Annotated in this window: 12 protein-coding genes and 1 pseudogene; 8 read left to right on the top strand and 5 right to left on the bottom strand. The window is 40.0% G+C overall.

The genetic code is table 11. From position 1 onward, the window contains the following. The 3 genes and pseudogenes from VIH09_RS01305 to VIH09_RS01295 all read right to left on the bottom strand — a co-directional run. A pseudogene (locus VIH09_RS01305) lies at window positions 1-406 on the bottom strand (phospho-sugar mutase); the annotation flags it as partial. Window positions 407-533: 127 nt separating this feature from the next. Beyond that, window positions 534-1490 (bottom strand): glycosyltransferase family 2 protein, encoded by a 957-nt coding sequence (locus VIH09_RS01300; protein WP_331577077.1) that lies wholly within the window; start codon window positions 1488-1490, stop codon window positions 534-536. 3 nt (window positions 1491-1493) lie between these two features. Beyond that, window positions 1494-2036 carry a DUF4199 domain-containing protein gene (locus VIH09_RS01295; RefSeq protein ID WP_331577076.1) on the bottom strand — a complete coding sequence of 181 codons (543 nt, stop codon included), beginning with the start codon at window positions 2034-2036 and terminating at the stop codon, window positions 1494-1496. Between the two features lie 231 nt (window positions 2037-2267). Between VIH09_RS01295 and VIH09_RS01290 the strand changes: the two genes are divergently transcribed. The 5 genes from VIH09_RS01290 (at window position 2268) to VIH09_RS01270 (ending at window position 9121) form a co-directional block, all read left to right on the top strand. Continuing rightward, the gene (locus VIH09_RS01290) at window positions 2268-2519 is read left to right on the top strand and encodes a type B 50S ribosomal protein L31 (protein ID WP_007136285.1); all 252 of its coding nucleotides are present in this window, start codon (window positions 2268-2270) and stop codon (window positions 2517-2519) included. Between the two features lie 148 nt (window positions 2520-2667). Further along, complete coding sequence (locus VIH09_RS01285; protein WP_331577071.1) at window positions 2668-3843, top strand: GlmU family protein; 1176 nt, start codon at window positions 2668-2670, stop codon at window positions 3841-3843. A gap of 316 nt (window positions 3844-4159) precedes the next feature. Next, window positions 4160-5623: an alanine/glycine:cation symporter family protein gene (locus VIH09_RS01280; RefSeq protein ID WP_331577069.1), complete on the top strand. Its 1464-nt coding sequence runs from the start codon at window positions 4160-4162 to the stop codon at window positions 5621-5623. A 174-nt stretch (window positions 5624-5797) separates the two neighbouring features. Further along, entirely contained in the window at window positions 5798-7432 is a 1635-nt protein-coding gene (locus VIH09_RS01275; protein WP_331577067.1) for an ABC-F family ATP-binding cassette domain-containing protein, read from the top strand. Window positions 7433-7696: 264 nt separating this feature from the next. After that, on the top strand, window positions 7697-9121 hold the full coding sequence (locus tag VIH09_RS01270; RefSeq protein ID WP_331577065.1) for a hypothetical protein: 1425 nt from the start codon (window positions 7697-7699) through the stop codon (window positions 9119-9121). Window positions 9122-9219: 98 nt separating this feature from the next. Here VIH09_RS01270 and VIH09_RS01265 read toward each other — a convergent pair whose 3' ends face one another. After that, the gene (locus tag VIH09_RS01265; protein WP_331577078.1) at window positions 9220-9504 is read right to left on the bottom strand and encodes a GNAT family N-acetyltransferase; all 285 of its coding nucleotides are present in this window, start codon (window positions 9502-9504) and stop codon (window positions 9220-9222) included. Window positions 9505-10185: 681 nt separating this feature from the next. On the opposite strand from VIH09_RS01265, the gene VIH09_RS01260 reads away from it, so the two are divergent. Genes VIH09_RS01260 through VIH09_RS01250 form a run of 3 tightly spaced genes read left to right on the top strand, consistent with a single transcriptional unit; the run spans window position 10186 to window position 12174 of the window. After that, window positions 10186-10860 (top strand): alpha/beta hydrolase, encoded by a 675-nt coding sequence (locus VIH09_RS01260; protein ID WP_331577063.1) that lies wholly within the window; start codon window positions 10186-10188, stop codon window positions 10858-10860. Window positions 10861-10898: 38 nt separating this feature from the next. Then, a complete protein-coding gene (locus tag VIH09_RS01255; RefSeq protein WP_331577061.1) occupies window positions 10899-11792 on the top strand; it encodes a lytic transglycosylase domain-containing protein in 894 nt (297 codons plus the stop codon). A gap of 16 nt (window positions 11793-11808) precedes the next feature. Further along, window positions 11809-12174 carry a sulfite exporter TauE/SafE family protein gene (locus VIH09_RS01250; RefSeq protein ID WP_331577059.1) on the top strand — a complete coding sequence of 122 codons (366 nt, stop codon included), beginning with the start codon at window positions 11809-11811 and terminating at the stop codon, window positions 12172-12174. Between the two features lie 55 nt (window positions 12175-12229). Here VIH09_RS01250 and VIH09_RS01245 read toward each other — a convergent pair. Next, window positions 12230-12665, bottom strand: a 436-nt coding sequence (locus tag VIH09_RS01245) for a DUF2892 domain-containing protein (RefSeq protein WP_331577057.1), incomplete at its 5' end; no start/stop codon positions are given.

Here is a 12665-nt window from a genome sequence, read left to right as displayed (position 1 = left end):
TAACGGCGAATGACAATTCAGGCGTCGGTCTTAATTCTGAAAACAAATACACTTCAATGCCATTAGCAGAGAAAACATTAGCAACTAATTTTGCCAGAGTGTCGCTGTTATGTCGGCAATCATAGGCAATCGCCGCTTTTATGGGCTGGTTGGGGAATGCCTTATGCAAATAATCGGAAAGACCTTGCGTGCTTTTCCCAAGAGTGTATTTATTGACTCGGTTGTTTCCAACGCCCATTATTCCGCGCATTCCACCGGTACCAAATTCCAAATCTTTATAGAAACTCTCCTCCAGTTCTTTAGGGGAGGTGGTCATCAATTCTTTAACTGCTTCCTGTGTTGCTTTGTCAAATGTTGGTGTAAGCCATTCATTTACTGCGTCCAAAATGTTTTGTTTGATTTCCATTCTATATGTTTTTAGTTTAAGTTTAAGTTTTTCAATTTTCTTAGGAGCTATGTCCTGCTATCCATTGCAATCTTATAGTCCAAACACTGGCCTATAAGGATTTTCATTTCTATCAGGGCTAAACCAACTATAGGTTAACCTCACTCGAAATTTTATAACGTTCCTCGTTGTTTTTGGTACGCAAAATAATTTCACCCAGAAAACCGGCCAAAAATAATTGGGTTCCTAAAACCATTGTAGTCAATGCGATGAAAAACCAGGGGTTGTCTGTCACTAGACTATAACGCATGTCGTTGTACATGTGATATAGTTTTGAAATACCGATATAGCCCGCAAGCATGAAACCAATGATGAACATTAGTGAGCCCATGGCTCCAAATAAGTGCATTGGCCTTTTTCCAAATCTGGAAAGAAACCAGATGGTGATTAAGTCCAAGAAACCATTGATGAAACGTTCCATCCCAAATTTGGTTTCCCCATATTTTCTGGCTTGGTGCTGTACCACCTTTTCGCCAATTTTTCCAAAACCGGCATTTTTTGCCAAAACCGGAATGTATCGGTGCATTTCGCCCGAAACCTCAATGTTTTTTACGACTATATTTTTGTATGCTTTCAGTCCGCAGTTGAAATCGTTCAGTTCCACACCGGAAGTTTTTCTGGCAGCCCAGTTAAATAATTTCGAAGGCAGGTTTTTAGCGACAACGGAGTCGAATCGTTTCTTTTTCCAGCCGGAAACCAAGTCAAAATCTTGACTCGTGATCATATTGTATAGTCCTGGAATTTCCTCGGGGCTGTCTTGCAAGTCGGCATCCATAGTGATGATGACATCACCTTGGGCTTTGGCGAAACCGGCATGCAGAGCCTGGGATTTTCCGAAATTCCTCATGAAACGGATTCCCTTGACATTCGGGTTTTCAGAGGCGAACTGCTCGATGATCGACCAGGAATTATCCGTGCTTCCATCATCCAAAAAGATGATTTCATAGGAATAATTGTTCGATTGCATTACCTTGACAATCCAAGCGTACAATTCTTTAAGCGATTCCTCTTCGTTAAGAAGCGGTATGAGTATGGATAAATTCATTAATTACAGGCTTTGTGGGTTTTCATTTTTTACAATTGCACCTACAATTAGAGAGTATATTAATCCGAAAAATGAATACATAGCAAGTGTAACAGGTAGAACAATCAAAGGGTTCATGAATTTTTTCATCATCTCAATCCCCATTTCCATTTCCTTACTCGTTATGTTAGGGTTTTGCTTGATCATATCGTCTTGGGTAATTGAAATCATCTCATTGATAAAATCAGGATAGATAAAATTAAAGGCGATATTAAACAGACCGTATATCAGGGCTGCGATAAAAGTGATCGAAACCCCTACCTTTAAAGCTTCGCCATAGCGGATGAAACCGTTATTTAAATTTTTCTTGTAGTTGATGCACCCTAAATAGATGAATAGTAGAGGTAGTACCAAGTAATTGGCAATGTTAACAATCACGCCGGCGCTGGTTCCCACTAATGATCGCATTCCTATTATGTACATAATTACGAATTCTAAAACCATTATAACGCCAAACAATACGCCATATACTAGACCAGATTTACCCGGTGATACACTTCTTTCCATAAAAACTTTATTAATTAATCCACAAATATAGCAATTCCCAATATATTCGGCTACAAAAAACAGTTTTTACGATTTAATAAAAAAAACGAAACAAAGATTTGTTTATTGGAAAATAATTGTAAATTTGCAGACTCAAAATAATAGTGTAAAAACAAAAAGTTATAGTGAGTTTATACCTTTTCCGTTAAAAGAGAAGCCGCAAAACAAGTTATAGCCAAACAAATAAACAAGATGAAAAAAGGAACTCACCCAGAGAATTACAGATTAGTTGCATTTAAAGACATGTCGAATGAAGACGTTTTTATCACTAAATCTACAGCAGATACAAGAGAAACAATTACAGTTGACGGTGTTGAATACCCAGTTGTGAAAATGGAGATCTCTAGAACTTCTCATCCTTTTTACACAGGTAAAAACAAACTTATCGATACTGCAGGACGTATTGACAAGTTCAAAACTAAATACGCTAAACACGTTAAGTAATCTTAACTTGTTTGTTGATATAGTAAAGCCTTCCTTTTGGGAGGCTTTTTTTTGTTGATTTAATCGGGATTGTTATGGAGTAAACTTGTTAATGAAACAAATAAAAACTTTGTAACTTTGGCCCTTTGTAACTTTGAAATTTTATAAAATGAACTACATACTTTTTGACGGCCCAGCCCGAAATGCCTTATTACCTTTTACTTTCACGCGCCCCGTTGCAGACATCCTTATTGGAATCATGACAATTCGCCAAAAATGGGAAATGCACTTGGGTTCTACAACCACCACTTTGACGGAGGAATATTTATCGGATAAATTCCCGATGGTGGAACTCGAAGATAACGTAATGATCAATGCCTCTTTTCTGCCCAATGCAGTTTTGGCCGAAATGATCGGCAATTTGGAGCCAAACCAAGTCATATTTAAAGGGGAGGAAGTAGTTGCTTTTTATACGCAGGAAGACCAGGAAGAAGTGGATTTTGATTCCTATGAGATTATCGAATATAACGAAGACTGTTTGACGGTTCAGAATACTTGGGATATTTTCTCGAAGAATGATGCCGCTATTCGCGAAGACTTCGAGTTTTTGACCGAAGGAAGAAAATCGCAACCGATACCGAAAAGCGTCAATGTAATTGCTCCGGAGAATATATTTATCGAAGAGGGAGCCAAGTTGGAGTATGTCACACTGAATGCTTCTACGGGGCCTATATATATAGGTAAGGATTCCGAAATCATGGAAGGATCGGTAATACGCGGGCCATTTGCATTGTGCGAGGGTGCCGTAGTCAAAATGGCTGCCAAGATATATGGGGCGACAACCGTCGGGCCGCATTCCAGAATTGGGGGTGAGGTAAACAATTCGGTGATTTCAGCGTATTCTAACAAAGGCCACGATGGTTTTCTGGGGAATTCCGTTTTGGGAGAATGGTGCAATATTGGCGCCGATAGTAACAATTCGAACCTGAAAAATAATTATGAAGAAGTGAAATTGTGGAGTTACGAAACTGAAGGTTTTGCCAAAACGGGACTCCAGTTTTGCGGATTGATGATGGGAGACCACAGTAAATGCGGAATCAACACCATGTTTAACACCGGAACTGTCATAGGAGTAAGTGCCAATATATTTGGAAGTGGATTTCCCCGTAATTTTGTGCCGAGTTTCTCTTGGGGAGGCGCGGCAGGATTTTCGACCTATATTACTAAGAAAGCTTTTGAAACAGCCAGATTGGTCATGAGCCGCAGAAACGTGGATTTTGACGAAAAAGAAGCGGCTATTTTGGAGCATGTCTTCGAAGAAACAAAAAAATGGAGAAAAGAGTAATTTTTCCAATACCCAGTACACTGTAATGAAAAAGTGTGAAACTGCCTTATTTATAAAAGGGCAGTTTTTTTATGCATAAGATCGAGTTGAAAGCCAGCTTGAGTTGAAGACGGTAAATTAAATTTAACATTTTTTTACCTTTTTTGGAAAAACGGCAAAATATTTTAAATATTGATAACAAGAAGGTTAGGGTGTTTTTTTGGTTTTATGTGTCCCTCGGTTAGTTTTTTTTGGCTTAATGTTATAGTTTTATAGAAAATTATTTCAAAAAATTATACGATTCGTTTTTTGAAAGTTATTAATATAAAACAACTATATGGAAGAGATTATTGGGGTATTAAATGATATTGTTTGGAGTAATGCATTAATTGTTCTGTGCTTAGGTACAGGACTTTATTTTTCTGTGCGTACCCGTTTTTTGCAAGTGCGCCACATCAAAGAAATGTTTCGTTTGCTTTTTGACGGAAAAAGTTCAGAGTCTGGAGTTTCATCCTTTCAAGCCCTGTCCATGTCTTTGGCAGGAAGAGTCGGAACGGGTAATATAGCGGGTGTGGCTACGGCTATCGCTTTTGGTGGACCTGGAGCCATGTTTTGGATGTGGATGGTCGCCTTTTTAGGAGCTAGTACCGCTTTCGTGGAAGCGACTTTGGCACAAATTTATAAAGAAAAACATTTAGGGCAGTTTCGTGGAGGCCCCGCATTTTATATCGAAAGAGGATTGGGAGTAAAATGGTTTGCGATTTTGTTTGCCGTGGTTTCCATCATTTCAGCCGGTCTGTTATTGCCCGGAGTGCAAGCGAATTCTGTTGCCGACGGAATACAGAATGCCTTCAATATCGATACTTGGATGTCGGGAGTTGCTGTTGCGGTAATATTCGGGGCGATTGTATTTGGCGGTGTAAAAAGGATTGCCAAATTTACGGAATACGTAGTTCCAATAATGGCTATCGGTTACATTCTGATTGTATTAGTGATAATAGCCATCGATATTGAACAACTTCCGGGGGTTATTTCGCTGGTGTTTAAAAGCGCCTTTAATATGGAAGCCGGTTTCGGTGCTGTCTTCGGTCTGGCCATTCAATGGGGCGTGAAAAGAGGAATTTATTCAAATGAGGCCGGACAAGGGACCGCGCCGCATATAGCCGCTGCGGCAAACGTTTCACACCCTACCAAGCAAGGTTTGGTACAGTCGTTTTCGGTTTATGTTGATACTCTACTGGTTTGTTCCGCTACCGGCTTTATGTTGTTGATAACGGGGAAATATAATGTTCACAATCCTGGTTTTGGGAGCGGGGGCGCTTCGGAGTTTTTATACAATGGTGCCCAAAATGTTACAGTGGGGCCAGGGTTTACGCAAAGCGCCATGGACAGCGTTTTTCCCGGTTTCGGTTCCTACTTCGTGGCTATTGCCTTGTTTTTCTTTGCTTTCACAACTATTCTTGCCTATTATTATATCGCAGAGACAAACATCTCTTATTTGACCAGAAATTTGAAATCCCCAATTTATAACCATTTGTTGAAATTGGTGATGATGTTGGTGATCATGTACGGTTCTATCAATCAGGCAAAATTAGCATGGAACATTGGTGATCTGGGAGTGGGACTAATGGCTTGGTTCAATATTATAGCCATTATTCTTTTGCAGAAACCCGCCCTGGCTGCACTAAAAGATTACGAGAAACAGCGGAAAGAAGGGAAAGATCCAACGTTTCATCCCGAAGATATTGGTGTTACGAATGCGCATATATGGAATACCATAAATAAAAAGGAAAAGGAGTAAGTTTAAATAAGTTATTTCTTTTGAAAGCTTCCGGCAACAGGATTTTTGATCTGCGTTGTTGGAAGCTTTCATTTTATATTACACTAAGTGCTTAATTAATCTATCTTTGCACTTTTTAAAACAAATCGGTTTTCAAATTGAGGAAGGACCGAATCCACAAAAAACGATACTATAATGATTACAGTTAATGATATTTCAGTGCAATTTGGCGGCACAACGCTTTTTAGCGATGTTTCTTTCGCTATTAATGAAAACGATAAAATTGCCCTTATGGGAAAAAATGGAGCGGGTAAATCAACGCTTCTTAAGATAATAGCCGGACAAAGCAAACCTTCGACCGGAAATGTTTCTGCGCCCAAAGATGCAGTAATTGCCTATTTGCCGCAGCATTTATTGACTACTGACGGAGCCACCGTTGTTGAAGAAACCTCAAAAGCATTCGGCGAAATTTTCAGTATGAAGGCGGAGATTGATGAAATCAACGAACAGCTTACCATCCGTACGGATTATGAAAGTGACGCCTACATGAAATTGATCGAAAGAGTGTCTGACTTGAGTGAAAAATTTTATGCTATCGAGGAAGTGAATTACGAAGCCGAAATCGAAAAAATACTGATTGGTTTGGGGTTTGCCCGAGAGGATTTTACGCGCCAAACATCTGAGTTTTCAGGTGGTTGGAGGATGAGAATCGAATTGGCGAAAATCCTATTGCGAAAACCGGATTTGATTTTGCTCGATGAGCCTACCAATCACATGGACATTGAGAGTATCCAATGGTTAGAGGATTTCTTGATCAATTCAGCAAAAGCAGTTGTGGTAATTTCCCACGATAGGGCATTTGTAGACAATATCACCAATCGTACCATCGAGGTAACCATGGGACGAATTTATGACTACAAAGCTAAATATTCACATTATTTGGAGCTGAGGAAAGACCGTCGCATGCACCAACAAAAAGCGTATGATGAGCAGCAACGAATGATTGCTGACAACAGAACTTTCATTGACCGTTTTAAAGGGACATTCTCTAAAACGGATGCGGTTCAGTCGCGCGTTAAGATGTTGGAGAAACTAGTGATAGTCCAGGTTGACGAAGTGGATACTTCAGCTTTGAAATTGAAATTTCCCGCTGCGGTTCGTTCGGGACAGTATCCCGTAATTGTCAAGGATTTGTCAAAGGCTTATGGAGATCACGTCGTTTTCAAGGATGCTAACATAGTTATCGAAAGAGGACAGAAGGTAGCTTTCGTGGGTAAAAATGGGGAAGGAAAATCGACGATGATCAAGGCCATCATGAAAGAGATTGGCATTGATGGAGGTAGCTTAGAGATTGGTCATAATGCACAAATAGGTTATTTCGCCCAGAATCAGGCTTCGCTGTTAAATGAAAACGCGACGATATTCGAAACCATCGATGATATTGCCGTGGGAGACGTTCGCACCAAAATCAAGGACATATTGGGCGCTTTCATGTTTCACGGGGATGATGTGACTAAAAAGGTAAAAGTGCTTTCAGGTGGAGAGAAAACGCGTTTGGCAATGATTAAATTGTTGCTGGAACCGGTGAATTTATTGATCCTGGATGAGCCTTCGAATCACTTGGACATGAAAACCAAAGATATTATCAAAGATGCGTTACGAGATTTCGACGGGACTTTAATATTGGTTTCTCACGACAGGGATTTCTTGGACGGATTAGCGACTAAGGTTTTCGAATTTGGAAACAAAAGAGTAGTGGAGCATTTTGAAGACATCACCGGATTCTTGGCGCACAAGAAAATGGATAGTATGAAGGAAATCGAGAAATAGGGAACCAAAATATTTCGATTTTATCGGAAGGAATAAATATGAAACAAAAAGGGCATGCGCAATGGGCGTATGCCTTTTTTGTTTTATTGTTTTTTTACCAAGAAGTTGTTTTTTTTGATTGTCTTTTTAGTGATTTTAAAATATTTTAGCTGCTGCTATTTTTAAGTGATAAAAAACAGTTAAATAGCTGTAAGTAAGTATTTTAACTTTGTAATTTTTGTACCTTGTATTCAGAATTTATTGCGACATTTAAAATTACAAGTCATGAAAAAGATAATTTTAACCTTTGTGGTAGTAATGATGGGCTTATGGAGTTTTCCTTCATTTTCGCAGGTTGAGAATGAAGTTGTAGCCTTAGGTTTGCCTGGAGATAATCTTAATCTTTATGCAGTGCTGGATATTTTTCAAAACTCCCAAACATTGGAGGAATTTGAGAGAAAACTAAATTCAAGAGACACTAATGTCAATAATCTGGACTTGAATAATGACAATATGGTCGATTATATTTCAGTGGTTTCATATAATCAGGGACATTTTTATTCCATTGTGCTTAGGGTTCCCATTAATAGTAGCCAATATCAGGATGTTGCTGTTATTGAAGTAAGCAAGAATAATGCGGGAAATGTCATTGTCCAAATTATTGGGGATGAAGCTTTGTACGGTAGGGACTATGTCGTGGAACCTTCAGTACGTGTCGTTTCCGAAACTCCAAATCCAGGATACGTTGGGGATCGCACAATCATTATAAATAATCGTGTTTACGGGAACGGCATTGTTTACGTTGCTGACTGGCCGATTATCGCATTCCTGTTCTCACCGTCATTTTCAGTTTATGTTTCCCCCTGGCATTGGGGATACTATCCGGTGTATTGGAATCCATGGAGGCCCGTTCTATATTTCAATTATTGGACTTATCATCGCCACTATTATAACAGTCCCCGCTATCACAGGACGTCCTATATACGATTTCCCTCCCATCACTCTTATTATTTGAATCGAAGGGCAACTTCATCAATTGTGACTAGGAATCGAAGTGCCGGGACTTATAGAAGCACTTATGGAGGCAGAAATTTCAGACAGCCCGCAGCGCCGCCCAGAGTTTCAAGAAGAGATATACGAAGGGAAAACCGCGAATCTCCACAACAGCGTCCTTTCAACAGACAAGAGACCAGACAACGAGTGCAACCAGTAATTCCGGGAAGTAGAATACCAACAAGGCGGCAAGAGAGACAATCTACCGGAGAGGAAAACCGACAATCGACGAGACAACAAGTGCAGCCATCGACAGTACCGCGAAACAGACCGTCGCCGAGACACGAAAACCGCCGTGCGGCCAGACAACAGGTGCAGCCATCCGCCGTGCCGCAAAACAGGACGATAAGACAAGAAAACCGCCAGGAAGTAAGGCGGGAAGCGAGGCCATCCACTGCACCCCAAAACAGACCGATCAGGCAAGAAAACCGCCGGGCGGCCAGACAACAGGCGCAGCCATCCGCCGTGCCGCAAAACAGGCAGTCGACCAGACTGGAAAATCGCCAATCAACCAGACAACAAGCTCGTCCTGCAAACAGCCAAGCTCCGCCCTCATCGACAAGGCAAACGGATCGTCAAATAAGGCAAGAGGCAAGACAAACTGCCAGGGAAACGAGACAGTCAAATCGCGCCGAAAGGCAAAAAACACGTCCGTAAAAAGTGCGGGGTTTGCGAAAATGAAAAACTACCGGCTTTGGGAAATGATGAGTGTTTATGGATAAAAAAGAGGCCGTATCATCGATACGGCCTCTTTTTTAAAGTCTAATCCCCGGAGGGAGTAACTCTTTATAAACCGGGTTTTTTTTAAAGAAGACGACGATTTTTGGTAGTATCGGGACTACTTTCAGTTTTCGTTCTATGGCAATCGCCATAATTTCGCGTAATAGACTAGAAACAAATTCTTCGTTGTCAAATTGATCGGGCGTATTAATTTTTGTCAAAAATATTTTTTTTTCCTGAAATGAGTATTCAACTGAAACTAGTCCTTCTTCAACCGTAGTTTCAAATTGCCTTGCAAAAGTATTGTCTTTGATTTCCATGATGATAGACTGTTCCATATAGTTTGTTTTAAAGGTTTGTATTCAGGATAAGCATTATCCGTAGATTTAATTATTGGGGCTGACGGGTATTTCGGCAAAAATCATTTTCGTTTTTGCTTTTAATCTTGATTTCAGATTGATCAAAATTAATTATTTCTAAAGCGTCTTGCTATTAATGTTCGAATATCAGCTGCTATTTCACTTCAAATAGGGGCGGAAACGCCATTTTTTGCTAGCTGCATGTTGTTTGATGTGGTTGTCTTATCTTCGAAAATTCCTAAAAGCAAAATTTTTAGCTGTTAAAGCCATAGTGCATTTTCGAGATTCTTTTTTTTAAAAAAAATAATGACAAAGGTACGGTTTTGATTTCCAATTTCAAATTATTTGGGGTTGTATCTCGATGTAACCTCTTCTTTGTCAGTAAATATCCATTAAAACTTAGCGGTTGTGGACGCATAGAATATTTTAGAAAATGTAGGGGCTACTTCGATCATTTAATCGGTTTGAGCCCATAATACACCAAAATAGATGCATTGCGCTGTCGTGATTTACGGATTGAAATAATCATAATTTATTGATAATATAAATTAAGAAACGAAGTTGGTTCCAATAAAAAAATTAATTTTATACGAAATTCAGTATGAATAGGCCAAAGGCTGTGCATAAATAGTTAAGACAATTATGAGTAAAATACCAGTTTATTTTATGCCGGGCTTGGCGGCTAGCGCTGCAATTTTCGAGCGGATTTCATTGCCTGAAGACATTTTTGAAATGCATCTGTTGGAATGGGAAATTCCGTTGGCCAACGAATCTCTGGGGGCATATGCCCAGAGAATCGCAAAAAAAATCAGACACGAAAACCCTGTTTTGATAGGAGTTTCGTTTGGCGGCATATTGGTGCAGGAAATGGCAAAGTTTGTGGATGCCCGAAAAGTAATTATCATCTCGAGCGTCAAAAGCAATTTGGAATTCCCCAGAAGGCTGAAAATTGCTAAAGCGACCAAGGCCTACAAGCTGATTCCGATGAGCTTGATTTTGAATTTAGAGAATTTGGCGAAATTTTCCTTTGGCGAAAAAATCAACCATCGAATCAAATTATACGAGAAATTTTTATCGGTTCGAGATATCGGATATCTGGAATGGGCGGTAGAAAAGGTGATTCTCTGGGATAGGACCGTTGCGGATGAGAGTGTCGTACATATCCATGGTGATCTGGACGATGTCTTCCCGATAAAGTATGTCAGCGATTGCACTGTAGTAAAAGGAGGGACACATGTGATGATCTTGAACAAATACAAATGGCTGAACGCCAATTTGCCAGCCATTATTTTAGAAACCAAAATAATTGCGGACTGATTGTTGCAGATTGCTATTAACAAATAAAAAAGCGAAAAATGAAAAGGATAGAAAAAATAAGCATAATTGTAGCGTTGGTCTTCGTAAGCGGCCTTCTGATTTTTGCAACCACATACGAGGAGAAAGGCAAAATGGCGAAAGCGACTGTCTCCATTTATTTCCCCGTTAAGACTGACTTTGCGGGTGAAAACACCCCCTTGAATATTTCCGATGTAAGTGAGCGCTTAGATAGGGAGCTGATTGTCAATATCAATTTGCATGCTTCTACCATTTTGGCGATAAAAAGAGCCAACCGTGCTTTCCCGATTATTGAACCCATTCTCAAAAAGAATGGCATTCCGGATGATTTTAAATACCTTGCCGTTATAGAGAGTGGTTTGGTAAATGCGGTATCATCTGCAGGTGCTAGGGGAGTCTGGCAATTCATGCCCGAAACGGCCAAGGAAAGAGGGATGGAAGTGAACGATATTGTTGATGAACGTTACAATCTGGAGAAATCTACCCAAGCCGCTTGCAGTTACTTTTTGAGCGCCAAAACGAAATTCGGCAGTTGGACCTTGGCGGCAGCCTCGTACAACGGCGGGATGGCTGGAGTTAACAGGCAAATGGATATTCAAAAAGAGAGCAATTATTATGATTTACTTCTTACGGAGGAAACCTCACGTTATGTTTTCAGAATATTGGCGCTAAAAGAGATCATGAAGAACCCAGATAAATTTGGATTCTCACTGGTGAACGAAGAATTATACAACATTTTGCCTACCAAAAAAGTTGAGGTGGACAGTTCCATTTCTGATTTGGCTGATTTCGCAAAAGCACAAGGGATCAACTATAAGATTTTAAAAATTCACAATCCTTGGCTCAGGGATAAGAAGCTGGACGTTGCTGACGGCAAAAAATATACAATAGAGATTCCATTGAGCGGGTATTAATTTAAAACGTATGAAAATGTCTATCCAAACAATATTTTTGTTAATGGCTATAGGACTAACCGCAGGGGTTCTAAGCGGATTAATTGGAATTGGGGGAGGAATAATAATGGTTCCGCTTTTACTGCTTATGGGATTTACGCAGCAGCAGGCCCAAGGGACAAGTTTGGCGGCTTTGTTGCCGCCCGTTACATTGCTGGCGGTGATCAATTACCACAAAGCGGGATTTGTCGATTGGCGCTATGCGATTATAATTTCTCTCGTCTTTATTGTCGGTGGCTTTTTCGGAAGTAAAATTGCGGTCCATGTGGACCAGAAAACCCTGAAGAACATTTTTGCAGGAGTTCTGATGATCATAGCCGGTTATCTGTTTCTCGAGAAATAGTTTATGAACAAAAAAAAATCCGCAATTTGCGGATTTTTTTTGTTTAACTGTAAAGTTATATTTTTTTCATCTGACCTTTCATCATCGTGATTTGTTCTTTCAGCATGCCTTGTTTGTCCAGTCTTTTTGCTTCGTTCAGTAAATTGGTCGCTTCGAGTTTTCTTCTGCGTGACATGGCTACTCCGGCAAGGTTCAATTTGGCTACAGCCAAATCCATATCCATGGACAATCCCAATTCGATGGCTTTCTTGAAATATTTCTCGGCCTGGTTGATATTGGTTTGCGAAAGCATTATTCCGTGTAAGTAGTTGAAGTATCCCTGTTGTTTTCTTACCAGCGCAGATTCAGGATTTTTAATCCATGACAACCATTTCTTTGCCCCTTCAAAATCCTGTTTTCTCAGTTTTAAGAAAGCAAGTAGGATGAATTCATTTTTAAAGTATAGGAAAATGGGAATCGCGGTCAATAATAATAGGAAAATCCCGTTACCG

The organism is Flavobacterium sp. (assembly GCF_036515215.1).
GTDB lineage: Bacteria > Bacteroidota > Bacteroidia > Flavobacteriales > Flavobacteriaceae > Flavobacterium.
This window is presented reverse-complemented; position numbering and strand designations above follow the sequence as displayed.

Excerpts from the sequence above, each read along its gene's own strand:
- VIH09_RS01270 (WP_331577065.1), top strand. The coding sequence starts at position 7,697 with ATGAAAAAGATAATTTTAACCTTTGTGGTAGTAATGATGGGCTTATGG.
- VIH09_RS01275 (WP_331577067.1), top strand. The coding sequence starts at position 5,798 with ATGATTACAGTTAATGATATTTCAGTGCAATTTGGCGGCACAACGCTT.
- VIH09_RS01290 (WP_007136285.1), top strand. The coding sequence starts at position 2,268 with ATGAAAAAAGGAACTCACCCAGAGAATTACAGATTAGTTGCATTTAAA.
- VIH09_RS01280 (WP_331577069.1), top strand. The coding sequence starts at position 4,160 with ATGGAAGAGATTATTGGGGTATTAAATGATATTGTTTGGAGTAATGCA.
- VIH09_RS01260 (WP_331577063.1), top strand. The coding sequence starts at position 10,186 with ATGAGTAAAATACCAGTTTATTTTATGCCGGGCTTGGCGGCTAGCGCT.
- VIH09_RS01295 (WP_331577076.1), bottom strand. The coding sequence starts at position 2,036 with ATGGAAAGAAGTGTATCACCGGGTAAATCTGGTCTAGTATATGGCGTA.
- VIH09_RS01285 (WP_331577071.1), top strand. The coding sequence starts at position 2,668 with ATGAACTACATACTTTTTGACGGCCCAGCCCGAAATGCCTTATTACCT.
- VIH09_RS01250 (WP_331577059.1), top strand. The coding sequence starts at position 11,809 with ATGTCTATCCAAACAATATTTTTGTTAATGGCTATAGGACTAACCGCA.
- VIH09_RS01300 (WP_331577077.1), bottom strand. The coding sequence starts at position 1,490 with ATGAATTTATCCATACTCATACCGCTTCTTAACGAAGAGGAATCGCTT.
- VIH09_RS01265 (WP_331577078.1), bottom strand. The coding sequence starts at position 9,504 with ATGGAAATCAAAGACAATACTTTTGCAAGGCAATTTGAAACTACGGTT.
- VIH09_RS01255 (WP_331577061.1), top strand. The coding sequence starts at position 10,899 with ATGAAAAGGATAGAAAAAATAAGCATAATTGTAGCGTTGGTCTTCGTA.